Source organism: Micromonospora sp. DT53 (assembly GCF_049841535.1).
In the GTDB taxonomy this organism is placed as follows: Bacteria; Actinomycetota; Actinomycetes; order Mycobacteriales; family Micromonosporaceae; genus Micromonospora.
In genome coordinates this window covers 215464-238518 of record NZ_JBNCKM010000010.1, presented here as the reverse complement: position 1 = coordinate 238518, position 23055 = coordinate 215464, and the positions used below count along the sequence as shown (strand labels likewise).

General features: G+C 70.8%; 22 protein-coding genes. 15 read left to right on the top strand and 7 right to left on the bottom strand.

The genetic code is table 11. The features are described 5' to 3' along the window. The first annotated feature begins 1 nt into the window (after position 1). From ACLQ3B_RS28155 to ACLQ3B_RS28120, 8 genes are all read left to right on the top strand, one after another. Complete coding sequence (locus ACLQ3B_RS28155; RefSeq protein WP_425783705.1) at positions 2–928, top strand: dihydrodipicolinate synthase family protein; 927 nt, start codon at positions 2–4, stop codon at positions 926–928. After that, positions 925–1887 (top strand): prolyl aminopeptidase, encoded by a 963-nt coding sequence (gene pip / locus ACLQ3B_RS28150; protein WP_425783704.1) that lies wholly within the window; start codon positions 925–927, stop codon positions 1885–1887. The genes ACLQ3B_RS28155 and pip overlap by 4 nt, the downstream gene beginning before the upstream one ends. Positions 1888–1943: 56 nt before the next feature. Continuing rightward, the gene (locus tag ACLQ3B_RS28145; RefSeq protein WP_425783703.1) at positions 1944–2411 is read left to right on the top strand and encodes an HNH endonuclease; all 468 of its coding nucleotides are present in this window, start codon (positions 1944–1946) and stop codon (positions 2409–2411) included. A gap of 388 nt (positions 2412–2799) precedes the next feature. Continuing rightward, complete coding sequence (locus ACLQ3B_RS28140) at positions 2800–4404, top strand: hypothetical protein (RefSeq protein WP_425783702.1); 1605 nt, start codon at positions 2800–2802, stop codon at positions 4402–4404. Further along, positions 4391–6778: a hypothetical protein gene (locus ACLQ3B_RS28135; protein ID WP_425783701.1), complete on the top strand. Its 2388-nt coding sequence runs from the start codon at positions 4391–4393 to the stop codon at positions 6776–6778. The genes ACLQ3B_RS28140 and ACLQ3B_RS28135 overlap by 14 nt, the downstream gene beginning before the upstream one ends. A 184-nt stretch (positions 6779–6962) precedes the next feature. Further along, the gene (locus ACLQ3B_RS28130; protein ID WP_425783700.1) at positions 6963–7703 is read left to right on the top strand and encodes a hypothetical protein; all 741 of its coding nucleotides are present in this window, start codon (positions 6963–6965) and stop codon (positions 7701–7703) included. Positions 7704–7846: 143 nt separating this feature from the next. Next, positions 7847–9664 carry a hypothetical protein gene (locus ACLQ3B_RS28125; protein ID WP_425783699.1) on the top strand — a complete coding sequence of 606 codons (1818 nt, stop codon included), beginning with the start codon at positions 7847–7849 and terminating at the stop codon, positions 9662–9664. After that, the gene (locus ACLQ3B_RS28120; protein WP_425783698.1) at positions 9661–10212 is read left to right on the top strand and encodes a hypothetical protein; all 552 of its coding nucleotides are present in this window, start codon (positions 9661–9663) and stop codon (positions 10210–10212) included. Before ACLQ3B_RS28125 ends, ACLQ3B_RS28120 begins: the two co-directional genes overlap by 4 nt. Here the strand turns inward: ACLQ3B_RS28120 and ACLQ3B_RS28115 are convergent, their stop codons facing one another. Next, on the bottom strand, positions 10213–11028 hold the full coding sequence (locus ACLQ3B_RS28115; protein WP_425783697.1) for an alpha/beta fold hydrolase: 816 nt from the start codon (positions 11026–11028) through the stop codon (positions 10213–10215). 91 nt (positions 11029–11119) lie between these two features. Between ACLQ3B_RS28115 and ACLQ3B_RS28110 the strand changes: the two genes are divergently transcribed. After that, positions 11120–11509: a winged helix-turn-helix transcriptional regulator gene (locus ACLQ3B_RS28110; protein WP_425783696.1), complete on the top strand. Its 390-nt coding sequence runs from the start codon at positions 11120–11122 to the stop codon at positions 11507–11509. Here ACLQ3B_RS28110 and ACLQ3B_RS28105 read toward each other — a convergent pair. Further along, positions 11502–12440 (bottom strand): LysR family transcriptional regulator, encoded by a 939-nt coding sequence (locus ACLQ3B_RS28105; protein ID WP_425783695.1) that lies wholly within the window; start codon positions 12438–12440, stop codon positions 11502–11504. The genes ACLQ3B_RS28110 and ACLQ3B_RS28105 overlap by 8 nt on opposite strands. 126 nt (positions 12441–12566) lie before the next feature. On the opposite strand from ACLQ3B_RS28105, the gene ACLQ3B_RS28100 reads away from it, so the two are divergent. Together ACLQ3B_RS28100 and ACLQ3B_RS28095 are read left to right on the top strand one after the other, a co-directional pair. After that, the gene (locus ACLQ3B_RS28100; protein ID WP_425783694.1) at positions 12567–13823 is read left to right on the top strand and encodes an MFS transporter; all 1257 of its coding nucleotides are present in this window, start codon (positions 12567–12569) and stop codon (positions 13821–13823) included. After that, positions 13823–14389: a GNAT family N-acetyltransferase gene (locus ACLQ3B_RS28095; RefSeq protein WP_425783693.1), complete on the top strand. Its 567-nt coding sequence runs from the start codon at positions 13823–13825 to the stop codon at positions 14387–14389. The genes ACLQ3B_RS28100 and ACLQ3B_RS28095 overlap by 1 nt, the downstream gene beginning before the upstream one ends. A gap of 36 nt (positions 14390–14425) precedes the next feature. Here ACLQ3B_RS28095 and ACLQ3B_RS28090 read toward each other — a convergent pair whose 3' ends face one another. Next, a complete protein-coding gene (locus tag ACLQ3B_RS28090) occupies positions 14426–15166 on the bottom strand; it encodes an SDR family oxidoreductase (RefSeq protein ID WP_425783692.1) in 741 nt (246 codons plus the stop codon). 134 nt (positions 15167–15300) lie between these two features. Between ACLQ3B_RS28090 and ACLQ3B_RS28085 the strand changes: the two genes are divergently transcribed. After that, on the top strand, positions 15301–15783 hold the full coding sequence (locus ACLQ3B_RS28085) for an RrF2 family transcriptional regulator (protein ID WP_425783691.1): 483 nt from the start codon (positions 15301–15303) through the stop codon (positions 15781–15783). Positions 15784–15850: 67 nt separating this feature from the next. Here the strand turns inward: ACLQ3B_RS28085 and ACLQ3B_RS28080 are convergent, their stop codons facing one another. Continuing rightward, positions 15851–17404 (bottom strand): glycosyltransferase family 39 protein, encoded by a 1554-nt coding sequence (locus ACLQ3B_RS28080; RefSeq protein ID WP_425783690.1) that lies wholly within the window; start codon positions 17402–17404, stop codon positions 15851–15853. A gap of 122 nt (positions 17405–17526) precedes the next feature. Here ACLQ3B_RS28080 and ACLQ3B_RS28075 point away from each other — a divergent pair, with 122 nt between their 5' ends. Genes ACLQ3B_RS28075 through ACLQ3B_RS28065 form a run of 3 tightly spaced genes read left to right on the top strand, consistent with a single transcriptional unit; the run spans position 17527 to position 19779 of the window. Next, the gene (locus tag ACLQ3B_RS28075) at positions 17527–18558 is read left to right on the top strand and encodes an aldo/keto reductase (protein WP_425783689.1); all 1032 of its coding nucleotides are present in this window, start codon (positions 17527–17529) and stop codon (positions 18556–18558) included. Then, positions 18555–19061, top strand: a complete 507-nt coding sequence (locus ACLQ3B_RS28070) for a DinB family protein (RefSeq protein ID WP_425783688.1) — start codon at positions 18555–18557, stop codon at positions 19059–19061. The genes ACLQ3B_RS28075 and ACLQ3B_RS28070 overlap by 4 nt, the downstream gene beginning before the upstream one ends. A 31-nt stretch (positions 19062–19092) precedes the next feature. Further along, positions 19093–19779 carry a Type 1 glutamine amidotransferase-like domain-containing protein gene (locus ACLQ3B_RS28065; protein ID WP_425783687.1) on the top strand — a complete coding sequence of 229 codons (687 nt, stop codon included), beginning with the start codon at positions 19093–19095 and terminating at the stop codon, positions 19777–19779. Positions 19780–19842: 63 nt separating this feature from the next. Here the strand turns inward: ACLQ3B_RS28065 and ACLQ3B_RS28060 are convergent, their stop codons facing one another. The 3 genes from ACLQ3B_RS28060 to ACLQ3B_RS28050 all read right to left on the bottom strand — a co-directional run bounded on the left by ACLQ3B_RS28060 (position 19843) and on the right by ACLQ3B_RS28050 (position 23014). Beyond that, positions 19843–21126, bottom strand: a complete 1284-nt coding sequence (locus ACLQ3B_RS28060) for an MFS transporter (protein ID WP_425783686.1) — start codon at positions 21124–21126, stop codon at positions 19843–19845. 101 nt (positions 21127–21227) lie between these two features. Beyond that, entirely contained in the window at positions 21228–22496 is a 1269-nt protein-coding gene (locus tag ACLQ3B_RS28055) for a hypothetical protein (protein WP_425783685.1), read from the bottom strand. Then, positions 22493–23014, bottom strand: a complete 522-nt coding sequence (locus ACLQ3B_RS28050; protein WP_425783684.1) for a SigE family RNA polymerase sigma factor — start codon at positions 23012–23014, stop codon at positions 22493–22495. The genes ACLQ3B_RS28055 and ACLQ3B_RS28050 overlap by 4 nt, the downstream gene beginning before the upstream one ends. Between the last annotated feature and the right edge of the window lie 41 nt (positions 23015–23055).

Sequence of the window (23055 nt, the reverse complement as noted above, 5' to 3'; positions counted from 1 at the left end):
CATGACGTTGAGCGGCGTGCACGTTCCCCTGATCACTCCCTTCGACGAGGCTGGGGCGGTGGCCCTGGGCGTACTGGAAGGACTCGCGCACGAGGTGCTGGCCGCCGGCGCTGCCGGTCTGGTGGCACTGGGTACCACCGCCGAAGCCACCACGTTGACCGCCGCCGAGCGTCACCAGGTGCTGGAGGTGCTGACCGGGGTCTGCGTCAGGCGAGGTGCCCCCCTCCTGGTCGGCGCCAACACCGCCGAGGAGTTGCGCGCGTTGGCCGTACACCGATCGGTGGTCGCCGCGTTGTGTCTGGTACCACCGTTCCTGCGCCCCGGCGAGGACGGCGTGGTGGCGCACTTCGACGCCCTCGCGGCGGCCAGCCCGGTGCCGCTCGTGGTCTACCACGTGCCGCACCGCACCGGACAAGACTTGTCGACAGGTGCCATACGGCGGCTGGCGGCGATCGGCACGGTGATCGGGATCAAGTACGCGCCAAGCGCCATCGACGGCGACGCCGTCGACCTGCTCACCGACCCACCCCGGGGGTTCGCCGTCCTGGCCGGCACGGACGAGTTGCTGGCGCCGATGCTGGCACTCGGCGCGCACGGCGCCATCCTCGCCTCGGCACACCTGGCCACCGCACAATTCCTTGCCCTGGCCGCAGCCTTCCAGGCAGGGCAGCCGGATCAGGCGCGGCCACTAGGACACCAGCTCAGGCGGCTGTCCGCCGCCTTGTTCGCCGAGCCCAACCCCGCCGTGATCAAGGGAGTGCTCCACGCGCAAGGCCACATCCCGACCCCGAGAGTACGGCTGCCGCTGCTGCCAGCGGCCGTGCCCAGCATCGACGCGGCGATCCGACACCTCGCGACGTTTGATCTTCAGCCCTTGCGCCAAGGTGCCACTGTGACGATTCCTGCTTCCGGGAGGTCTGGACCTTGACCGAGCTGTACCCGCCGATCGAGCCGTACGAGACGGGCATGCTCGATGTCGGCGACGGCAACCTCGTGTACTGGGAGGTGTGTGGCAGCCCGGCCGGCAAGCCGGCGCTGGTCGTCCACGGCGGACCGGGGTCAGGGTGTGGGACCGGCTGGCGTCGGCACTTCAATCCGGACCGGTACCGAATCGTCCTGTTCGACCAGCGTGGCTGTGGCCGCAGCACGCCGCACGCGAGCGACCCGACGATCGACATGCGGCACAACACCACCTGGCATCTGATCGCCGACATGGAGCGGCTGCGCGAGCACCTGGGCATCGACAGGTGGTTGCTGTACGGCGGTTCCTGGGGTTCCACGCTCACCCTGGCCTACGCGCAACGGCACCCCCGACGGGTGTCCGAGATCGTCATCGCGGCCGTCACGATGACCCGGCGGTCCGAGATCGACTGGCTCTATCGGGGCGTCGGCCGGTTCTTCCCGGAGCAGTGGGAGCGATTCCTCGATGGAGCCCCCGGCACACCACGCGACGGCGACGTCGTCGCTGCCTACGCCGGCCTCATGGAACATCCCGACCCCGCCGTGCGGGAGAAGGCCACTGCGGATTGGTGCGCCTGGGAGGACGCGGTGCTGTCTGGAGAGACCGGCGGCGCAGCAAATCCGTACGGCGACCGCCCTTCCGCGGCGCGGCTGGCGTTCGTGAGGATCTGCGCGCACTACTTCTCGCACGGGGCGTGGCTGGAGGAAGGCGTACTGCTGCGGGATGCCGGTCGGCTGGCCGGCATCCCGGGTGTCCTTGTCCATGGTCGCCTCGACCTGGGTGGGCCGCTGCAGACGGCGTGGGAACTGCACCGCGCCTGGCCCGGCGCGGAGTTGATCGTTGTCGAGAACGCGGGGCATCTCGGCAGCGCCGAGACGCGTGAGCATGTCCTTCGAGCCCTCGACGGGTTCGCAGTCAACGACTGACGTCCACGGGTGCCAGCCGGGTCGAAGGTGTCCGAGCACTGACCTAGCCTGGTGAGATGCTGTCGCAGGTGAAGGGCTTGTCCCGGCATTTCACGGAGGAGACTCTGCGGGCGTACCTCATCGATCGTTCGGTTCGTCGAGACGACGGCTGCCTGATCGTCCGCGGCTACGGTAGCCAGCGGGGCGTGTACCAGAAGGTCGCCGGAAGGGCTTGGGCCCACATCACGGCCTACGTTGTCTTCGTGGGTGGCTACGACCCGAGTTTGGACGTGCACCACCTCTGTGGCGTGCCTGACTGCATCGAACCCACTCATCTGCAGCAGGTGACCCACGCCGACAACTGCCGCAAACGCACCCAACAGCCGCGCTGCCGCCAGGGGCACGAGCGTGAGATCGATCCCGTGAGTGGCCGCTACCGCAAGGTGTGTCGGGTGTGCAACAGCGAGGCCCAGAGAAGGTGGCGCGTCCGCCAGGCCGCCGAGGTTGCCGCCGCACGGGCGGCCTACGGGCGGCAGGTGGACTGAGCGCGTACAGCGCCGTCGCCGGTCCGTCTCGGGCACCGAGTTCGCTGAGCAGTACGCCTTGCTGGCGAGGGCGACGTCAACGATGGCCGAGACGGCACAGGAGATCCGGACATGGACAGGCCGGCGGCCGCGGGCAGGTCGCCCAGCGTGTAGGGGCGGGGTTGGCGAACTCGCGCCCGTAGGCGATCAGCTTCCTCCCTTCGCGGCGGGCACCGGCCAGCGCGCCGATCCGCGGGTCCTGATCGCCGCCGTCCCACGCGGCCCGCAGGTTCTCGGGAGCACGTTCTTGCTCTTCGGCGGCTTCGTGGCCGATCGAGCGCGAGGTCGCGCATCGCAACCGGATCGGCGGGAACTCGTGAGCGTGCCGAATCGACTACGGTTTGCTGTCATGCCGCCGGAGTCGCGCGGGTTCGCGCAACGCGTCGCCCGGATTTCCCTCGCCGGGCTGTTCGGCGGGCCGGTCGCCGCCCTGCAAGAAGCCGGCGGGATCGCCCTCGACCTGGCGTTCGGTGGGGCGACGCCGGACGCCAGGAAGCGGTTCGCGAAAGTCTCCGACCGGATCGAGGCCGGCCTGGTCGCATTCGCGCGTGGTGAGGGGATCGACGCCGCGGCCACCGCCCGGGCGCTGGAGAACGTGCGGCAGATCCTGACCGAGCATCCACTGACCGTCGCCGACCTCACCGGCGCCGACCTCGACCCGGACCGGGCGGCCGCAGTCATGCGTCGCCGCGCCGAGCCCGCGTTGACCAGGCTCGACGACACCGATCGGCGGCTGACCGGAATGGCCCTTGACGCGGCCGTCGGTGCCCTCGCCGCCGAGGCGGCCGAGCTGCCGGATCTCACCCGCGAGTTCCAGGGTGCGGTGCTGTCTCGGCTCTCCGCGCAGGCCGCCGCCACCGACGAGCTGCGCGAGACCCAGGTGGTTCTCGAGGCGTCGGCGGTCCTGCACGACGCTGCGTGGCCCTGGTGGCGCGAGCAGTACCCGCCGAGCGCGCTGCTGCGGGCGCAGTACCGCATCGTGCCTTTCTTCGGCCGCGAGCGGGCCCTGGACGACCTCGTCGGCGGGCTCTCGGACGGACCGATGACGTCGCTGCGGATCTACACAGGGCCGGGCGGCATGGGCAAGACCCGTCTCCTGCTCGAAGCGTGTGCCCGCGCCCGCGACAACTCCTGGCGGGCCGGGTTCTTGCACCCAACGGTCGAACGTGTCACCGCCAGGCAGCTCGACCTGCTCGCCGCCGGGGCGGCCGGTGTGCTGGTCGCGGTCGACTACGCCGAGATCCGCCGGGGCGCGACCGCCGCCCTCATCGAGGCTGCGCTCGGCTGCCGCAGCCGGGTCCGGATCGTGCTGCTGGCCCGGTCGGCCGGCGACTGGTGGCTGGAGCTGCGGCACGCCCCGGGCCCGGTCGGCGACTTCGTCAACGGGCCCGCCGTGACCCGGCACGAGCTGGCGCCGCTGGCGAGCGATCCGGGCTCCCGTGCCGACATCCACCGTCAGGCGGTCGTCGCGTTCAGTGCCGCCCTCGACGTGCCGGGCACGGTGCTCGGGGAACCGCTCGACTCGCCGCTGTACGACCGCGTGCTGTTCATCCACCTGCACGCGCTCGCCGCCGTCCTCGGCGACCCGACCCACACCCAGGACGGGCTGCTCAGCTTCGCGCTGCGCCGTGAGCAGGGCTTCCTCGACCGCGCGATGCGTGACGCCGGTCTGCCGCAGCTGGCCGGCCGCGCGGTGCGGCAGGCGGCTGCGCTGGTCACGATGGCCGGCGGGGCGGCCGGCCCAGCCGAGACAGTCGAGCTGCTGCGGCAGGCTCCGCTGCTCGGCGGCCAACCCGATGCCGCGCTGGCCGTCGTCGGGGAGGTGCTGCACTGCCTCTACCCCGCGGCGGCCTGGCTCGCGGGCGTCCAACCGGACCTGCTCGGCGAGCACCTGGTCGCCGCGACGCTCGACGACGATCCGCTTCTGCTCGGGGCGTTCAATGCCGTTCACTGAGCAGCAGGCCGTCCACGCCCTGACCGTGCTGACCCGGCTCGCGCAGCGTGAGCAGGACGTGGGGAGGTGGATCGTTGACGCGCTGCTGCGCGACCCAGCCCGGCTCGTCGGCCCGGCGATCAGGGTCGCGGTGGAGACCGGCCAGCCGATGGGGGTCCACCTCGACCGGGTCTTGCGCGAGACCGACCTGCCGACCGAGGTTCTCGTCGCGGCGCGGGCGAGCATCCCGCCACACACGACGGTGCTTGGCTCGACCGATGCCGTCATCACCAGGATCCTGCTCGATCGTGGGGTCGGCGCCGGCACGCCCGAGCATGTCGGACTCGCCGTCCAGCACGCCGAACGGCTCCTGGAGACCGGTGACCTCGCACGTGCGAGCGAGGTAGCGGCCACGGCGGTGGAGGCCGCACGGCTACACCCCGGATTACACCTGCTGGAAGCTCTCCGCGTGCGCTCCGCGTGCCACACCGCGTCGGGCGAGCACCTGGCCGCGATCCGCACCGCCCAGACGGCCGTCCACGCCCTGGCCGAGCTGGGCATCCGCTCCCCGGGCGTGGTCGCGACGACCTGGCACACCCTCGGCATGCGGCTGCTCAACGCCGGCCGCGCGGGGCCGGCCGCCGCCGCGTCCGACCGCGCCGAGATCCACGCCCGGCTCGCCATCGACTCCGCCGCGGCCGAGCGGGGCGACATCGGCGGGGCCTACCACCTTCTCGGCCTGGTCTCTCTCGGCCGCGCCCAGGCCCTGATCGACGCGGACCGGCCGGAGGAGGCGCTGGACCCGGCGATGCGCGCGGTCACCATAATCCGGGAGCACGCGGTGCAGTCCCCGGACGGCCACGGTGTCGAGCACGCCCAGGCCATCCTCACCGCCGCCCGCGCACTGGAGGCCGCCGACGAGCGCGATCCGCTGGTGGCTGCTGCGCGCGGCGCCGTTGGCGAGGCGCTGCCTGCCGCCGTGCTTGAGTTGTGCCGGGACAGGGGGCGCCGGGGGGACCTGAACGGCCTGCGGGTGTACGCGACGTTCGCCGTCAACATCTTTACCAAGATCGGCGGGAAGGCCGCCGCCGTCCTCGTCGACACCTTCGTCGACCTCGGGCTCGCCTGGCTGGACAATGTTGGCGGGGAGCCGGTCGAGCGGGTTGACGCGGCCACCGTCGTCATCGAGGCCGCCGTCGCGGCCGGGCGGACCCTCGACGACAACGAGCGCCTTGTGTTCCAGCGGGCGCTGATGGCCCGCGGGCGCCTCCACGAGCGCCTCGCCGACGGTCCGGACACCGAGGCAGAGGCAGAGGCGGCGGCCCGGGAGGCGGTGCGGGTGGCGCAGGACGGGCCGTTGCTGGCCCGGGCTGTGGCGGCGAACAGCCTGTCGAACCGGCTGGCCAATGCGGGGCGGATCGGGGCGGCCGCCCGGGCCGAGGCCGATGCGGTGCGCGACCTTGCGGCCGTCTACCGGCCGGACCGCGCGGACCAGGTCTTCGTGGCCGCCGCGTGGACTCGGCGGCTGTTCGCCCTCGCCGAGCCCGGCGGTGGCCCGGACGCCGACCTCCTCGGCTTCGCCGTCTCGCTGCTCACGTCCTACCGCCCGCACCGGGCCGCCGACACCGTCCTGGGAAACCTCACGGCGATCGGGTTCGAGGCCGTCATGGTGTACGTCCGGCGCGGTGACGCGGAGGGAGCGGCCCGGGCGCACCGAGCGCTCAGCGCGCTCGCCGACGCGACCGGGGACGAGGGCGTGCGGCGGGCGCGGGTGCTCGTCGCGTTCAGTGCGTTGTGCGGCCACCTGCGAGCCGGACGGGTCGATCTGGCCGTCGAGGCCCACGACGACGTCGCCTGTGTCCGGAGCGGCGACGAACAGGTCGTCCAGTGGGCCAAGTGCGCCAACGCGCTCATCAACGTCTACGTCGACACCAACTTCGCCTGCGCGCAGGAGCTGGCCATGCGGGCCGGGCCGGCGCTGCGCTCGCCGCAGTACCTTGCCGCGCTCCCGTCACTCGGTGAGAACGACCCTTCCGGTTACCTCGCGTGGCTCGACGAGATCGTCGCCGGACACGGCGTGATCCCCGGCGCAGACCGCGCCACGCTGGAGGCGCTCGAGGCCGATTATCGCGCGACCGTCGCCCGGCGCCGCCGCGACTTCGGCGAGGATCACGAGGCCACCCTCGCAACCCGCGTGAAACATGCCCAGATCCTGCACTGGCTCGGCCGTACCGCCGAGGCCCGCATCGAACTCGGTGTCGCACTCGAGGCGTCCCGCAACCAGCGCGGCCCCGACCACGAGCAGACCCGCGCGCTGCAGGAACGCCTTGACGCCCTTCCTGCGGAGAGTGGCGCCGAGAACTTGCGACAGTCGAATAGACGCTCTCACCAGTAGCGCAGGCCGGGGGTGTCAACACAACATCCTGATTCCTTACGCACATTAACTGTCATTATGATGCACGCCCGTTTCGCGCCTTTTGTGGCAGGTAATTAACGGATTATCATTACTGGAAATTCAGTAAAGGCGGCAGAGGGCTCCATACTGTCGCGCGGTCGGTGCTGCGACATCATTCGTTGTCATGTTCTCCGCAGAGGAACGCGACCTGATCCGGCAGCGGCTGCTGCACCTGGCAGAACAAGACCCCGCTGTGGTCGCCGCCGCCATCACCGGCTCGCACGCGACCGACGATGAGGACCGCTGGTCAGACATCGATCTGGCCTTCGCGGTCAGCGGTCCGCTCGACGCCGTGATGCATCGGTGGACGCGACAGATGTATCAGGACTTCGCCGCGGTCCACCACTGGGACCTGAGGGCCGGGTCGGCGATCTACCGGGTATTCCTGCTTCCGCACTGCCTGGAAGTCGACCTCGCGTTCAGCCCGGAAGCCGAGTTCGGGCCGCGCGGCCCGAGTTGGCGACTCATATTCGGGCAATCCATGCCACCCCAGACGGCCCCGCCGAGCGGGCCGGACGAGATGGCCGGGCTGGCATGGCACCATGCCCTGCACGCGCGGATCAGCATCGAGCGAGGCAGATACTGGCAAGCGGAGCACTGGATCGGCGCCATGCGCAGCCAGACGATTGCGCTCGCCTGTCAGCGCCTGGGCCACCCCACCAGCTACGCCAAGGGCGCCCACCTACTACCCGCCGACATCAGCGGACCACTCGAAACGACACTGGTCCGCTCCACCGATGAAACCGAGTTACGTCGCGCGCTCCTGGCCGCCGCAACGGTCCTGGCCGCAGAACTCACTCGCACGGACCCGCACCTGGCCGGTCGACTACGTCCAATTCTCACCGAACTCGCCGCGACCACATGACGTCCTGAAGCAGAAACCTGCACGCCCGGGGTCGCGGCGTCGCGGAGGGTTGAGGCTGCGACGCGCGGGCCGGCGGCCCTGGAGGCGACCCCCGCCTGAATTGATCCCTGGCGATAGAGTGGCTCACGGGAACGGGGGTTCTTATGTCCGAAGTAGGTCCTGTCTCGCCACCACCACCTGCGCTGCTGCCGGGGCCGGTCTGGTGGCAGCGGCCCGCAGCGCTCGTCGCCGGCATCGTCGCGTTGCTGGTGCTCGCCGGAGCCGGTGGGCTCGTCGTCTGGCAGGTGATGAAGGACGACAAGCCGCAGACCACGCGTGAGCAGTTCCGTGCGGCCGCGGCCGCGATGGGTGCCGCCGAGGCCGTCCGCCTGCTGGGCGCACCGATCGGCGGCGCGAGCACCGACCTGACCGTTCTCAAAGGAGGACAGGCGACGGGTACGGTCAGCCTGGGCGGACTGAAGATCGACGTGTTGCGCATCGACGAGCGCACGTACGTCAAGATGCCCGCGATGATGCTGCCCGGCGGCGACGATCAGGGTGATCTGGCCAACCGGTGGATCACCGGCGGCGCCGGTACGACGGCGCTGGTCGCCGGGTCCCTGACCACTCCCGCCGCGCTCGGCAAGCAACTGTCGGACGCGGTCGAGCAGACCAGTTCCTTCCCGGCGGTGACCGACACGGTCGACGACGACGGGACCCGCGCCTGGCGCGCGACCACGCCGGCGGGTGTGCTGACCGTCAGCGCCGACAGCCCGCATCGGGTGCTGCGCCTCGTACCCGCCGTCTCGGCGCCGAACCTCCCGGCGCTCCCCAGCATCCCGCCCCTGCCGAGCCTTCCGTCACGGCCCAGCCTCCGGCCGCCACCCAGCTTCCCGCCGCTGCCAGACCTGCCCGGCAATGTCCTGCACGGCAATGTCCTGCACGGCAAGCTGACACCGCCACGCCGTGCGCCGGCCACCCTCGGCGCGCTGACCTTCCCTACGCCCGATGTGGAGAAGACGTACGGGACGCTGATCGACCGGGCTCGGCAGCTCACCGACGCGATCGACACCAGCTACCAGTTCGACCTCAAGGGCAAGGCGTCGTTCCGCGGCTGCGGGCCCGGCTCCTGCACCGTCGCCCAGACGGTGACCAACACGTTCAGCAGTAAGAGTGTCCAGACACCCAACTCGATCGCCGTCGACGTCACGGTCACGATGACGGGCGACGGCCGTCCGGTCGGCGGGTGCAAGACCGCGCGTACCGTGAAGGTCAACGCGACCGCCGCGCTCAGCTGCACCAACGTCTCTCCCGCCTGGAGCGCGTTCTACGTGCGTGCCCGCGCGACGCGCGGCACCCACGTCTACGCCGCGCAGGTCCGGGTGATGGCGAAAGCCACCACCAAGGCCAAGGTCGAGAAGAGCATCGACCAGCTGCGGAAGCTGCTGGAGCTCTACCGGTCACAGCAGGAGAACCAGCCGAAGTCGTCCGCGCAACCCTCCACCAGCAGCAACACCAACAAGTGCGACCAGGTCAACCGCAACGCCGAGCTTGCCCGGGCGCGCACCAAGGGCGACAACGTCGCGAAGGCCTACAGCAAACCCGAATATCAGGGCCTCGAACAGACCATCGCCATTCTCGTGGTCTGCGTCGTCAAGGACGGCACCGTGTACGACTACGCGGCCTCGGGCGGAGTGGCGATGGAGCGCCCGCAGCAAACGGCGGCCCAGCCGGCGCGCGTCGTGCCCAAGGTGGGCACCGAGCACGCCGAACCCGCGGCCATCGCCCGCGCCAAGGCCGACGCCGCGGCGAACCCGCTGAGCCCGATCGCCATCTACTCGACCAACCCCTTCTGCCGGACGGGAAAAGCCGACTGCCTGGACCTGGTCCAGCAAGAGCCCGGCTCGCAGACCGTCGGGCCGCAGGGGCGCGAAAGACTGTCGCGCTCGGCGACGTTCAACCCGGGTATCGTGTGGCCGTGACCAGCCTGCAGCCCATCCAGGATGAGCTGAACGAGCGGGCGGGGCGGCTGTCGCCGGCGGCGCAACGGGTGCTGTCGGTCGCGGCCGTGCAGCGCTCCCTGCCACTGCTGCGCCAGTCGGCGGAGCGCGACGAGGTGCGGTGGCCAGTGGCTGACCTTGCCCCGGAAGGGCTGGCGGTTGCGTGGGCGGTGTGCGCCGGAGCTCCGGCCGGCAGTGACGTGGCCGACCGGCTGCGGGCCTACAGGCCTTCCGATCCGGGCGATCCGATTCTGTTCGACGACCGATCCGTGCTGGCGTTCGTGCGGGACCTGCCCGATCTGATCGACGAGCCCAGCCTCTATCTGGTCGGCCTCGCGGAGCTTCTGTTCACCCGAAATCAGAGTGACTTTCCCGACCGGCCGTACAGCTCGGACGAGTTGCTCGAGCTTGCGGCTCAGGCGTACGAGATCGAGTTGCTGGAACGGGAGGCGGCGACGCCGGAGCTGATCGAGCGCATCCGCGAACACGCCACCGCCGTCGGCGAGGCCCTGGCCTCCTCGGGGCACTGATCACCTCAGCGGGGGTGTGAGGATCAGCCCGGCGACGGCGTCTGGGCGGTCGAGCGGGACGAGGTGGCCACTTCGTGCGACGAGTGTTCCCGTCAGCTCGTCGCTGACCGGGGCCAACTGGTGGTGCAGGAGGTCGCCGACCGTGTTGCCGCCGACGGCGAGGGTGGGCACGGTCAGTGTCAGCCGTCCCGCCGCGAGGATCGCCGCCGCGTTCTGCTCCGCCGCCCGGTAGTAGCCGAAACCGCGGCGCAGCGCCTCGCGGCCGGTGTACGCCTGGACGAACGCGTCCCGGATCTCCGGCGGCACGCCCCGGCGCTCGTAGGTTCCCGCCGTGAGGAACCAGTCCAGGTAGGCGCCCTCATGACCCTCCAGCACCGTCTCGGCCAGCCCGGGGGCGGAGTGGAAGCCGAACCACCACGGCGGCGCGGCGAATCCGCCGGGCAGGCCGGGCAGCACAGCCTCCATGAGGACCAGTCGGCGGACGCGGGTCGGGTGCCGCACGCCGAGCAGGAAGGCGGCGGGTACGCCGGCGTCGAGGGCCACCACGTCGGCCTGGTCCACTCCGAGTGCGTCGAGCAGCCCGAGCATGTCGTCGGCGCCGGTCGCGGCGTCGAAGCCATCTGCCGCGGGGGCGCTGTCGCCGAGCCCGCGCAGGTCGGGGGCGATGACCCGGCGCTTGCTGGTCAGCAGCGGCAGGACGGGGCCCCACACCTGCCAGGTGTGTGGCCAACCGTGCATCAGCAGCACCGGCGGTCCGGAACCGTCCAGCGCCACGTTCAGCTCGGTGTTGTTCGTCACGATCCGTCGTAGTTCCATCTCATCCTCACCGGTTACCATCAGTTACCTACTGAATCATGGAGAGCCCCGAATGATGGGACAAGACGGCACTTCACCGACACCTGGTGAGGTGGGGGTAACCGGGAATCTCTTCAGCCCGGCCTGCCCGACCCGGGAGCTGCTCGACCGGATCGGCGACAAGTGGACGTCGATGCTGGTCAAGGTGCTCGTCGAGGTCCATCCGGGCGAGCTCGGGTTCGCCGAGTTGCGGCGCCGTACGCCGGGGGTGTCGCACAAGATGCTCTCGCAGACCTTGCAGAGCCTGCGCCGTGACGGCCTGGTCACCCGTCGCGTCGAGCCGACCGTGCCCCCGCGCGTCTACTACGCGCTCACCGATCTGGGCGTCTCGTTGGACGCCCCACTGGCAGCGGTACGCGCCTGGGCTGAGCACCACATGGCGGCCGTTGGTCGGGCCCGCCGCCGTCACGACGATCAGGTGTCCGCCGACCTGGCTAGCTGAGGTGCGCCCATGCCGGTAGCCAGACCTCGGTGCCGGGTGCCCGCACCCGGCGGGAGCCGAGGTGGTCGCGAAGTGCGGCCAGGGCGGGGTGCGGGTTGTCGTCGCGCCAGATGAGGGACATGGGATAGATCGGCGCCGGGTCGCGCACCGGTATGCGCCGCAGGTCGTAGCTGTCCGGCCACAGGTATCGGGTGCGCTCGCCGGCGAGGGTCGCCAGCTCCGCGGAGTCGGCGATCTCGGCCAGCAACGCCTCGTTGCCGAAGACCGGGCCGACCAGGTCGATGGTGAGGCCGAACGCGGCGGCGAGTTCGTCGTAGTAGTCGGCCCATTCGGTGCCGGGGGCCATGCCGGGCATCCAGATGCGGTGGTCGGCGAGTTGTGCGGGCGTGACCGTGCGGGCGTTGGCGAGCGCGTGGCGTGGGCCGACGAGCAGTTCGTGGTGCTCGTCGATCACGCGCGTGGCCCTGATCGCGGCGGGCAGGTGGCGTGCGGCGACGGTGACGGCGTGGAAGGTGGCGTCGACCGTTCCCGCCTCGACGGCGGCCATCGCGGCGTGGACGTCGGCGTCGAGGGTGACGACGTCCAGCTCGACGCGGGGATGCGCGCGGTGGAAGTCCTGCAACAGCACCGCCGGTGCGATCCGTCGGCTGTGGACGTCGACGCGCAGTGCCCGGCGGCCGGGGCGTACGGAGGCGTCGGCGCGCGCCTCGGCCCGAAGCAGCTCACGGGCGTGCGGCAGGAAGGTCTGACCGTCGACGGTGAGGTGGGTGCCGCGCGCCGTGCGGGTGAACAGCCGCACCCCGAGATCCTTCTCCAGGGCGGCGACGCGCTTGGAGACGGCCTGCTGGGTGATCGACAGCGCTGCGGCGGCGTCCTGGAACTGGCCGGCGTCGACGGCGGCGACGAAGGTGCGTACGGCGTCGAGATTCACCCGGCAACCCTACTGACACAACATCTGGTTGTGGCTCGCCCCGGAGTCGGTTGTTTGATCCTTGCTCAGCGGCATTGCTTTGATTCCCACGGTCAACGTCGGGTTGTTGAAGCGGGAGGTATGGGCTTGTCGGCGAGGCGGTCCCTGGGTCGGCGGTTCGGTTGGTTGTGGGCGTCGTACGCGGTCAGCGCCTACGGCTCGGGGCTGGGGTTCGGGGCGTTGCCGTTGATCGCCGTGCTGGTGTTGCGGGCCAGCCCCGCCCAGGTGTCGGTGTTGGCCGCGCTGGGGCCGGCGGTGGGCGCGTTGCTCGCCCTGCCACTCGGGCCATGGGTGGAGTTCCACCGAAAGCGGCAGGTGATGATCGCGATGGACCTGGCCCGGTTCGCGGTCCTGCTGACGGTCCCCGTCGCGTACGCCCTCGGCCGACTGAGCTTCGGTCAGTTGCTGGTCGTCTCGGCCGTGGTCGCCACCGCCAAGATCGCCTTCAACGCGGCGAGCGGCGCCTTTCTCAAGGCCCTCGTCCGGCCGGACGACCTGCTGGTGGCGAACGCGCGGTTCGAGTCGACGACCTGGAGCTCGATCGCGCTCGGGCCGCCGCTGGGCGGCGCGGCGGTCGGTCTGTTCGGCCCGGTCGTCACCATCGTGGCCGACGCGCTCAGCTACCTGCTCTCGGCGCTGGGCATCACGGCCATTCGCGGCCACGAGGACCAGCCCCGCCGCACCGGCGGTAGCCGGATTCGGGCCGGTGAGCTGCTCGACGGCTGGCGGCACCTGCTGACCCACAGCGGTCTGCGGGCGCTCTACCTCAACCAGCTGCTCGTCGGCGGGTTGATCATGGCCACCGAGCCGCTGGTGGCCGTCCTCCTGCTCGGCGAGCTGGGGTTTCCACCGTGGCAGTACGGCCTCGCCTTCGCCGTGCCCTGCGTCGGCGGGCTCATCGGGTCACGCCTGGCCCGTCGGGTGGTGGCGCGCCACGGCCAACACCGGATCATCCGCACCGTGGGCACGCTGCGCGCGGTCTGGCTGATCGGCCTCGCCGTGGTCCAGCCCGGCGTGGTCGGTCTCGCCACGGTGATCGCCGTCGAGTTCGCGATCATCATCAGCATGAGCCTGTACAACCCGGTGCTCGCCACCTACCGCCTGCAACAGACCCCGACGGATCGCGTCGTCCGTACCCTCTCGGCCTGGTCGATCGGCAGCAGCGCGGCCATCGCCATCCTCAGCGCGCTCGGTGGGCTGCTCGCGGAAGTCACCAGCCCTCGCACGGCGATCGCGGTCGCGGGGCTGGTGATCCTCGCGAGTCCGCTCCTGCTGCCCCGCCGCCCGGACGCCGCTCGACCGGCACCGGAGGAGCGCCCCAGGCGGGTCTCTACCATCGTCTGATGATCCAGCCGAGCTACCCGATCCGGACCGCACGGCTCGCGCTGCGCCCGGTCACGATCGACGACCTCGACGAGGTGTACGCGTTTCAGCGCCGACCCGACGTGGTGCGCTGGATGCTCGGCGCCGAGCCGCGTACCCGTGAGCAGTCGCGGGCGTCGGTGCTCGCCATGGCGGGCGAGGACGCGTGGCGCGCGGAGGGTGACTGCCTGACGGTGGCCGCGGTCACCGACGCCGGGGTGATCGGGATCGTGGAGTTGGTGTGGCGCAGCCAGCTCGACCGTACCGCCGAACTGGGGTTTGTCTTCCACCCCGACCACGGTGGCCGCGGGTTGGCGACCGAGGCCGCAGCGGCGGTGCTGGCCTGGGGCTTCGACGAGTTCGGGCTGCACCGGGTCTACGGTCGCTGCCACTGTCGCAACGGCGCGTCGGCCCGGCTGATGCGGCGGCTCGGCATGCGGCAGGAGGCACGCCATGTCGAGAGTTACAGGTTCAAGGGGGAGTGGGCCGACCAGCTCGTCTTCGCGATCCTGGCCCGCGAGTGGCAGGCCCGCACACCACTGTCGTGATCGTGCACGACGGCGACGTGCGGGCCTGTCGAATCCTCAGACCTGGCGGCCGAGCCACTCCCGGTAGGAGCTGGGCGCGATGACGGCGTCGTCGCCGGCGACGAGGACATCGCCGGGCACGGCGGCGAACATGCCAGCGGCGTTGTCGGTGGTCACGGTGCGCTGGTCACCGCGGGCGGCGAGAGTGATCCGCCCCAGCTCGTCGAGGGCGAAGACGTCGGGCCCGGCGACGTTGCGGACGCCCTGCAGCGGCGCGCCCATGGTGACCTCGGCGACAGCCTGCGCCACGTCGGCGGCGGCCATCGGCTGCACCGGCGTGCTGGGCAGGCGGACGGTGGTGTCGTCGGCCGTCCAGGACAGGATCGCCTCGACGAACTCGAAGAACTGGGTGGCGCGGACGATCGAGTACGGAACGGGGCCGGCCTTGAGGATGTCCTCCTGGAGGACCTTGGCGCGGTAGTAGTCCAGGTCGGGCACCTGGTCGACGCCGACGATGGAGAGGATCACCGCGTGACCGACGCCCGCGCGAGCGGCGGCGGCCAGCAGGTTGTCCATCGTGGTCTGGAAGAAGGCGGGCGAGGCTTCGTCGAAGGTCGGCGAGTTCGTCAGGTTGACGACGACCTCGGCGCCGGCGAGCCCGTCGGACAGGCCCTGCCCGGTGAGCAGGTCCACCCCGGTGGACGGCGAGAGTGGCACCGCCTCGTGACCCGCGGCCTGCAAGATCTTGACGACCTGTGACCCGATGAGACCGGTCCCGCCCAGTACGGCGATCTTCATGCCCGTGCACCTTCCCGTGACTGTGTGGTCGTTTGTCCGGCTGCTGAAACGCCCGCCGATACTCGGACCTCTTCTGTCCGAGAACTATACTCGGACACGATGAGTCCGGGTAGCGGGGTGACTAGGGTGACGTCATGAAGATGTCCGGCGGTGTCGAGTGGGCGTTGCACTGCTGCGTGGTGCTCACGGCCAGCAACACGCCCGTTCCGGCGGCGAAGCTCGCGGAACTGCACGACGTCTCCAGCAGCTACCTCGCCAAGCAGCTCCAGTCGCTGGCCCGCGCCGGCCTGATCCACTCCGTGCAGGGCAAGTCGGGCGGCTACGTGCTGACCCGCGCGCCGGAGAGCATCACCCTGCTCGACGTGGTCCGGGCCGTCGACGGTCCCGGCCCGTCCTTCGTCTGCACGGAGATCCGCCAGCGCGGCCCCTTCGCGGCCCCGGCCGACTCCTGCACCACGCCGTGCCCGGTCGCCCGAGCGATGTGGGCGGCCGAGGACGCGTGGCACCAGGCCCTCGCGGCGGTCACGATCGCCGACCTCGCCCGCGACGTCGACGCCAACTCCGGCCCCGAGGCCCTGGTCGGCATCCAGGCCTGGCTGACCGGCGGAGCCGGCTGACCTGCCCTGACCGGCGGAGCCGGTTGGCCTGCCCTGACCGGCGGAGCCGGCTGACCCCTGGGCACGGTCAGCCGGTGTGGCGTACCTCGGTGTCCCAGATCTGCGCCCACGGACGCCGCAGCCCTCGGCACACGTGGATCGGGCCGCCGTTCTCGTCGTTCTCCACTTCGACGCGCTGGTCCACCTGCCCGGCGAGCGTGCACCGCTCGAACCAGGTGTTCAGCTGGTCGGGGCGCTCCCAGCCGACCGCGATGACCACGTCCGCGTCGGCGGGCGGGCGACCGAAGTCGACCATGCTGTTGTGCCCGGAGTATGCCCGCGGCAGACCGCGCGCCGGACCGTACCGGGCCACCGCGCCGGCCTCGCCGTAGTTGCCGGTCAGGACGACCGCCCGCGAACGCTCCTGCGGCGGCAACCCACGATGGACGGCGGCGAGAGAGTCGGCGAACTCCGGCCAACCGATCGTCTCGCCGGCGTCGTAGTTGACGTCGACCACGAAACCGGGCAACCGGTCGGCCGGCAGCACCGGCAGCAGCAGCACGACGTTGGGCAGCAGGAACGGCACCACGCCCAGCGCGAGCAACCCGCGACGCCACCAGACCGACCCGCGCGAGGCCCACCCCACGGTGACCAGCGCCCCGGCGGCGGTGAGGACCAGCAACAGTGGCGCGTCGTAGTAACCCTTACCGCCGGCGGTCAGCACGATGGCGACCACCACCAGCCACGACCAGCCCACCGCCCGGTAGGCCCGCCACGCCGGCCGGCGGAGCAACGCGACGAGGCCGGCGATCCAGATCGGTACGGCGTACGGGCTGATGATGACGAAGTGGAGGATGAGCGCGTCGCGCCGACCACTGTAGGAGCTGTCGCCGCCGGAGATGGACGCGGCCACGCCGAGCTGCGGAAAGCCGTGCGACGCCTGCCAGATCAGGTTCGGTGCGGCCAGCAGCACGGTGATTCCGGCGGCGACGAGCACCCAGCGTTCGCGCAGCAGCCGACGCGGCCCGGCGATGAGCACCCCGGCGACCAGGCCCACGGCCAGCAACGCCGGCAGCAGCTTGCTGAGCATGCCCACACCGAGCGCCAACCCGATGCCCAGCGCCCACCGGCTGTCACCGGTGCGCAGCAACCGCACCATGCACCACGCCGCGACCAACCAGACCAGCAGGTCGACGGTGGTGGTGCTGAGCAGGTGACCGCTGGCGAGCACGATGCCGGACAGCGCGGCGAGCACCGCCGCGAAGATCTGCGCGCCCCGGCCGGCGCCCAGCTCACGGGCGATGGCGGCGACCAGCAGCACCGCGCCGCCGGCCAGCACCGCCGAGGGGGTACGCAGCACCACCAGGTTGCCCGGGGCGATCGTGTCGAGCAGCCGAGCCAGCGCCGGGACCAGCGGCCCCTGATCGACGTAGCCCCAGTCGAGGTGCCGGCCGGCGAGCAGGAAGTACAACTCGTCGCGGTGATAGCCGTAGCGGCCGGCGAGCAGCAGCAGCGTCGCGGTGGTGGCGGCGGCCACCAACCACGGGCCGCGTGTGCGCGCGCCGGGCTCCGGAGGCTGCCCCGGCGGTGGCGACTGGGCCGGCTGGTGCGGTCGGTCGATGTCGATCGCGGGCTCGCTCACCCGCTCATGATGACCGGCGGCGCCGTCGCGTGGGTGCCCCCACGGCGTTCGGCACTGGCCCGAATGCGGGTGGTCGGGGCGGATGCGAAGATCAGCTTTGTCACTCGGACCGAAAGGACGATATGCGCTATCGCACTCTGGGCAGCACCGGCACCGTGGTGTCCACCCTGTGTCTGGGCACGATGACCTTCGGCGCGGAGACCGACGAGGCCGGCAGCTTCGCCCAACTGGACCGGTTCGTCGAGGCCGGTGGGACGTTCATCGACACCGCCGACGTCTACTCCGCCGGTGTCTCGGAGGACATCGTCGGGCGCTGGCTGCGCAGCCGACCCGACCTGCGTGACCGCCTGGTGATCGCCACCAAGGGGCGGTTCCCGATGGGCCCGGGGGCGAACGACGCCGGCCTGTCCCGGGTGCACCTCACCCGCGCCCTGGACGCCAGCCTGCGGCGGCTCGGCGTCGAGGCCATCGACCTGTACCAGGCGCACGCCTGGGATCCGCTGACCCCGCTGCCGGAGACGCTGCGGTTCTTCGACGACGCCGTCAGCGCCGGCAAGATCCGCTACGCGGGGGTCAGCAACTTCACCGGTTGGCAGTTGCAGAAGGCCGCCCTGCTCACCCAGCACCTCAACCTCACCCCGATCGTGACCCTGCAACCGCAGTACAACCTCTTGGCCCGGGAGATCGAGTTCGAGCTGGTGCCGGTCTGCGAGAACGAGGGCATCGGCATCCTGCCCTGGTCACCGCTCGGCGGCGGTTGGCTGACCGGCAAGTACCAGCGCGACAGCACTCCCACCGGCGCGACGCGGCTCGGCGAGAACCCGCAGCGCGGCGTCGAGGCGTACGCGGGTCGCAACGGCGAGGAGCGCACCTGGCGGGTGCTCGACGCGGTCCGCCAGATCGCCGGGGAACAGGGCGCGTCCATGTCGGCGGTGGCGCTGGCCTGGCTGGCGGCCCGACCGGCGGTCACCTCGGTGATCCTCGGCGCGCGTACCACCGAACAGCTCGACGACAACCTGACCGCCGCCGACCTGGTCCTCGACGCCGAGCAGATGCGACTGCTGGACGAGGCGAGCGCCCCGCTGGTGGGCGACTACCCGTACGGCGGCGCGGGTGTGCGCCAGCGCGCCCGCGACCTACCGACCGGGTCATGACGTCGTTCCCCGAGCCCACCAACCCAGCGGGCAGCCGAAGCGAGATCTTCCTGCGTTACCTGGACTACTTCCGCGATTCCGTTATGGACAAGGTGTCGACGTTGGACGAGCCGGAGCTGCGGCGCAGCCGGCTGCCGTCCGGGTGGACCCCACTGGAGCTACTGAAACACCTGCGGTACGTCGAGCTGCGCTGGATCGAGTGGGGTTTCCAGGGCCGGGACGTCGCCGAACCGTGGGGCGACCGCCGCGACGACCGCTGGTACGTCTCCCCGGACGAGACCCGCGCGGATCTGGTGGCGGCGCTGCGCGCGCAGGGCGCGCACACCACAGCCGTGGTGACGGCACACGACCTGGCCGAGATCGGTGCGCCGGGCTCGCGGTGGCGAGGCGCGGACCCGGCGTCGCTGGAGCGGGTGCTGTTCCACCTGGTGCAGGAGTACGCTCGCCACCTGGGCCACCTCGACGTGGTCACCGAACTCGCGGGCGGCCCGACCGGAGAGTAAGAAAAGCGAGAGCTTCAGAAGAGCGGACTCCATGAAGTTCCTTCTCACGTCGTCGGGCATCTGCAACCCGAGCATCTCCGACGCGCTCGTCGACCTACTGGGCAAGCCGATCGCCGAGTCCAAGGCACTGTTCGTCCCCACCGGCGTCTACCCCTTCCCCGGCGGAGGTGAGAGGGCATGGAAGGCGATTCACGGCCAGGCTCCCATCCCGCTGTGCCAGCTGGGCTGGAAATCCCTGGGGCTCTTGGAGCTCACCGCGCTGCCGACCATCCGAGAAGAGAACTGGGTCCCGGCGGTCCGGGAGGCCGATGCCCTCCTCGTCTGGGGCGGCGATGTGCTGTACCTGACCTACTGGCTGCGCCAGTCGGGCCTGGCTGACCTCCTGCCGTCACTGAGTGACACGGTTTATGTGGGGGTCAGCGCCGGGAGTATCGCGGTCACCCCGTACAACTGCGACGCCGAATTCGACCTTGGATTCGTCCCTGTCGGCAGCGACATGGGGCAGGGCGCCGACCGGGCGCTGGGGTTGGTGGATTTCACGCTGTACCCCCACCTCAATCATCCGGACATGGCGGACGCCGAGCTGTCCCACATCCAGAAGTGGGCGTCCGGAATTCCGGTACCGACTTACGCCATCGACGACAACACCGCCCTAAAGGTGGTCGATGGCACCGTTGACGTCGTCTCCGAAGGTGACTGGAGACTGATCAACCCCTGACCGAGGGCGGTCCGCAACTCGCGGGAAAGCAATCGGCCGACGACATGCGCCTGCTCACCCGATCTACTCGATTGTCGGCGCGGATGGTGTCGGTGTCGCACCATCCGCGTCGACGCGGCGCATCGCCCGCGGCAGTCGCAGCGCGACGACGCCGGTGGCCACCAGGCCGCCGACGCCCGCGACGATCAGGGTCACCGGCGCGGACGTGGCGTCCAGCAGGACGCCACCGGCGAGGTAGGACGCCGCGGCGGCGACCCCGATCGCACCGTACAGATTTCCGAAGACCCGGCCGAGCATGCCCGCCGGCACCGTACGTTGCAGCAGCGTGCTGGAGGCGACGTCCATGGCCGCCAACCCGAACCCACGGACGGCCTGCAGGGCGATCGCGGCGGCGACGGCCCAGGCGAGACCGGTCAGCAGGTTGCCGACACTGCTGACAGCGAAGCCCACGATCAGCAGCAGCGGCATCGACGCCCGGGTGCCCCACCTGGACAACATGGCGTAACCGGCCACGAGTCCGACCCCGACCGCGCCCAGCAGAAGCCCGACCGCGGAGTCACCGACGTGAAAGGTCTTCTGGGCCAGCAGCACCAGCGCCACGTCGTCGACCCCGTTGAAGGCGACCACCGCGGTGAAGCCCAGGAAGATCACCCGCACTGTCGGGACACTCAACAGATAACCGATGCCCGCTTTGGCCTGTCGCAGCAGGGATGGCTGGCGCCCGTCGCCGGCTGCCGCCGGAAGTGAGGGGAGCGTGGCGAGCAACGCGGCCGAGACCAGGAACGACACGGCGTCGACGAGCAGCACACCACGCAGCCCGACCAACGGGAACAGGGCCGCGGCGAGGAGGGGGCCGACCGCATCTGCTCCGTTGGAGCCGAACCCGATTGTGGAGTTGGCGGTTTCCAGGTCACCGTCGGCGACCAGAGCGGGCACCGCCGCCCGAGACGCCGGTTGGAAGATCTGCGATGCGGTGGCGCGAATCGCGACGAGGGCCAGCAGCACCGGCAGCGAAGGCATTGTCAGCACGATGACCAGCAGGACCGCCGCCTGGATGAGTTCGCAGACGACCATCAGCCGCCGGAGATTGAGCCGATCGGCGAGGGCGCCGGTGAAGGGACCCAGCAGGGACGGCGCGAAATCTCCGACAAGGAGCAGCAGCGCGACTGCCAGCCCCTTACCCGTCGTCTCGGCGACGTGGAACATCAGCGCGACAAGGCCGAGTGAATCGCCCGCGTACGAGACGAGCCTTGCCGAGAAGAGGGCCCGGAATGGCCTGTTGCGCCGAAGCAGCTGGGTGGGACGCAACGACGCAGCGTCTGCCGTGGCGGACGCTGCGTCGGACATCGCGAATCTCCCCTACGGCACCGTGCACCGACCGGCCTGTGGGTGAAGGTAGTCAGTCAAGCGTCGGTGAGCGCGGTATTTACGGTTGTCGGGCAGCTGGCTCAGGGAGCGACCGAGACGTTGGTGGTGGTCCCGTTGGCGTCGGTGACCCGTACGTCGGTGGCGGTCGCGGGCAGGAGTGCCGCGTCGCGGCCGGCGTCCTGCCACTGGCCGTCGCCGACCCGGTAGCTCAGCGCCGACCCCTCGGCCGCGACGACAACGCCCTGGTTGTCGGGCAGTCGTAGCCGCACGGGCAGGGGTGCCGACCAGTCCGCGGTCGTGCTCGCCACCGCCTCGAACGGAAGGTATTTGCGGGCGAGCAGCGCGATGACGTGGGACGGTTCGTCGTCGTACTGGACGGTTTCCACGAGGAGCCGCCGGCCGTCGGGGGTTGCCCCGTAGACCCACAGTAGGGGAGAGCCGTCGTGCGTGTGCGCTCCGGCAGGGTCGAGGTATTCGGCGAGGGCTTCGGTTGGCGCATTCACTCCCTTGGCAGCCGGGTCGATGCCCCAGACCTGCTCCGCGCCGGGCAATGTGTGACGAATCAACGGCGGCTCCGGCCGGTTCTTGTTGCCGGGGAAGTAGATCTCGCTGGTGCCCTCGATGCGCATCGCGTTCCGCCGTTCAACGGGGGTCCGGGAGAGCGCGATGGTGAGCTTCGTGCGCTGTGGCGGCACCGACAACACCGCTGCGCCGTCTCGGAACGCCACCGGCTCGAAGGTCCGCTGGATCTTGCCATCGGGCGCTCGCCGCAGTTGCGGGGAGAACTCCACCGGTTGCCCGGAGTCGAGCACAAGAAGCACGTCGCGCTGCGGCCCGAGCAGTACCGCCTGCTCGACGCCGTCCGTTCCGGTATCGGTGACCTGCGTCAGGGTGCCGACGCGCGGCCCGTCGGCTGTGGGTTTGACGAACCCCATCGTCATGCCGTGCACGCTACGTTGGGCGACGTAGGCGGCCGGGCCAGCAGGCGTTCGTCCTGCCCACACGATGTTCGGCTCGCCGCGCGGCCGATCATCGGCCTCCTTGGTGCCGCGCTGCCACGCCTCGCGGACCTGCCGCAGGTACCCTTCGTCGGCGGCCAGATCACCGCGAGTGGGCTCGTCCAGCAGCGGCGAGGCGACAGGTGCGTCTCCGGCGTTGCCGGGCAGGTCGAGGACGCCGGCCACGGGCACGGCCACCACGGCCGCGCAGACCGCCGCCAACACGGCCCGGCGGCGGACCACCCGTCGCCGCCCGCCCTGACGCACCTGATCGAGCAGGCCCGGTGGGCTGACCAGGTCATCCGTCGCGCGATGCAGGATGGCGCGCACGTCACTGTCGTTCATGGTCATCGCGAACTCCCGGTTCCAGTGATGGGCATGACGAGACTCGATCCGGCCAGCACCTCGCGCAGCCGAGCCAGCCCACGCGAGGAGTGACTCTTCACCGCTCCCTCGGAGCAGCCCATCGCCGCCGCGACGTCGACGACCGGCAGGTCTTCCAGGTACCGGAGCACGACAGCGGCCCGCTGCCGAGCGGGCAGCGCCCGCAGCGCCCCGACGACCAGCTCGCGAACCGCCACCACCTCGGCGTGGTCCCGGGCCACCCCGTCGTGGTCACCCAGTGACTGCTCCGGACGCCGGGCACGCCAGCGCCACCTGTTGATCGACCGATTGACCAGCGCACGTCGCGCGTACGCCTCCGGGCTGCTCTGCACCCGACGCCAGCGCACATACATCTGCTCCAGCACCTCCTGAAGCAGGTCCTCCGCCGCGTGCCGGTCCCCGGTCAGCAGGAAGGCAACGCGCAACAGCACCCCCGACCGTGTGCGGACGAAGTCGTCGAACTCCGCTCCACGCGAATCCCTCATCTGACCTCCTGGCCTCGTCAACCAGCAAGACACCACCTCGG

Bases quoted from the DNA above. Each gene is read 5' to 3' on its own strand.
- ACLQ3B_RS28155 (WP_425783705.1), top strand. From the start codon at position 2: ATGACGTTGAGCGGCGTGCACGTTCCCCTGATCACTCCCTTCGACGAG.
- ACLQ3B_RS28145 (WP_425783703.1), top strand. From the start codon at position 1,944: ATGCTGTCGCAGGTGAAGGGCTTGTCCCGGCATTTCACGGAGGAGACT.
- ACLQ3B_RS28140 (WP_425783702.1), top strand. From the start codon at position 2,800: ATGCCGCCGGAGTCGCGCGGGTTCGCGCAACGCGTCGCCCGGATTTCC.
- ACLQ3B_RS28135 (WP_425783701.1), top strand. From the start codon at position 4,391: ATGCCGTTCACTGAGCAGCAGGCCGTCCACGCCCTGACCGTGCTGACC.
- ACLQ3B_RS28130 (WP_425783700.1), top strand. From the start codon at position 6,963: ATGTTCTCCGCAGAGGAACGCGACCTGATCCGGCAGCGGCTGCTGCAC.
- ACLQ3B_RS28125 (WP_425783699.1), top strand. From the start codon at position 7,847: ATGTCCGAAGTAGGTCCTGTCTCGCCACCACCACCTGCGCTGCTGCCG.
- ACLQ3B_RS28115 (WP_425783697.1), bottom strand. From the start codon at position 11,028: ATGGAACTACGACGGATCGTGACGAACAACACCGAGCTGAACGTGGCG.
- ACLQ3B_RS28095 (WP_425783693.1), top strand. From the start codon at position 13,823: ATGATCCAGCCGAGCTACCCGATCCGGACCGCACGGCTCGCGCTGCGC.
- ACLQ3B_RS28090 (WP_425783692.1), bottom strand. From the start codon at position 15,166: ATGAAGATCGCCGTACTGGGCGGGACCGGTCTCATCGGGTCACAGGTC.
- ACLQ3B_RS28085 (WP_425783691.1), top strand. From the start codon at position 15,301: ATGAAGATGTCCGGCGGTGTCGAGTGGGCGTTGCACTGCTGCGTGGTG.
- ACLQ3B_RS28075 (WP_425783689.1), top strand. From the start codon at position 17,527: ATGCGCTATCGCACTCTGGGCAGCACCGGCACCGTGGTGTCCACCCTG.
- ACLQ3B_RS28070 (WP_425783688.1), top strand. From the start codon at position 18,555: ATGACGTCGTTCCCCGAGCCCACCAACCCAGCGGGCAGCCGAAGCGAG.
- ACLQ3B_RS28065 (WP_425783687.1), top strand. From the start codon at position 19,093: ATGAAGTTCCTTCTCACGTCGTCGGGCATCTGCAACCCGAGCATCTCC.
- ACLQ3B_RS28060 (WP_425783686.1), bottom strand. From the start codon at position 21,126: ATGTCCGACGCAGCGTCCGCCACGGCAGACGCTGCGTCGTTGCGTCCC.
- ACLQ3B_RS28055 (WP_425783685.1), bottom strand. From the start codon at position 22,496: ATGACCATGAACGACAGTGACGTGCGCGCCATCCTGCATCGCGCGACG.
- ACLQ3B_RS28050 (WP_425783684.1), bottom strand. From the start codon at position 23,014: ATGAGGGATTCGCGTGGAGCGGAGTTCGACGACTTCGTCCGCACACGG.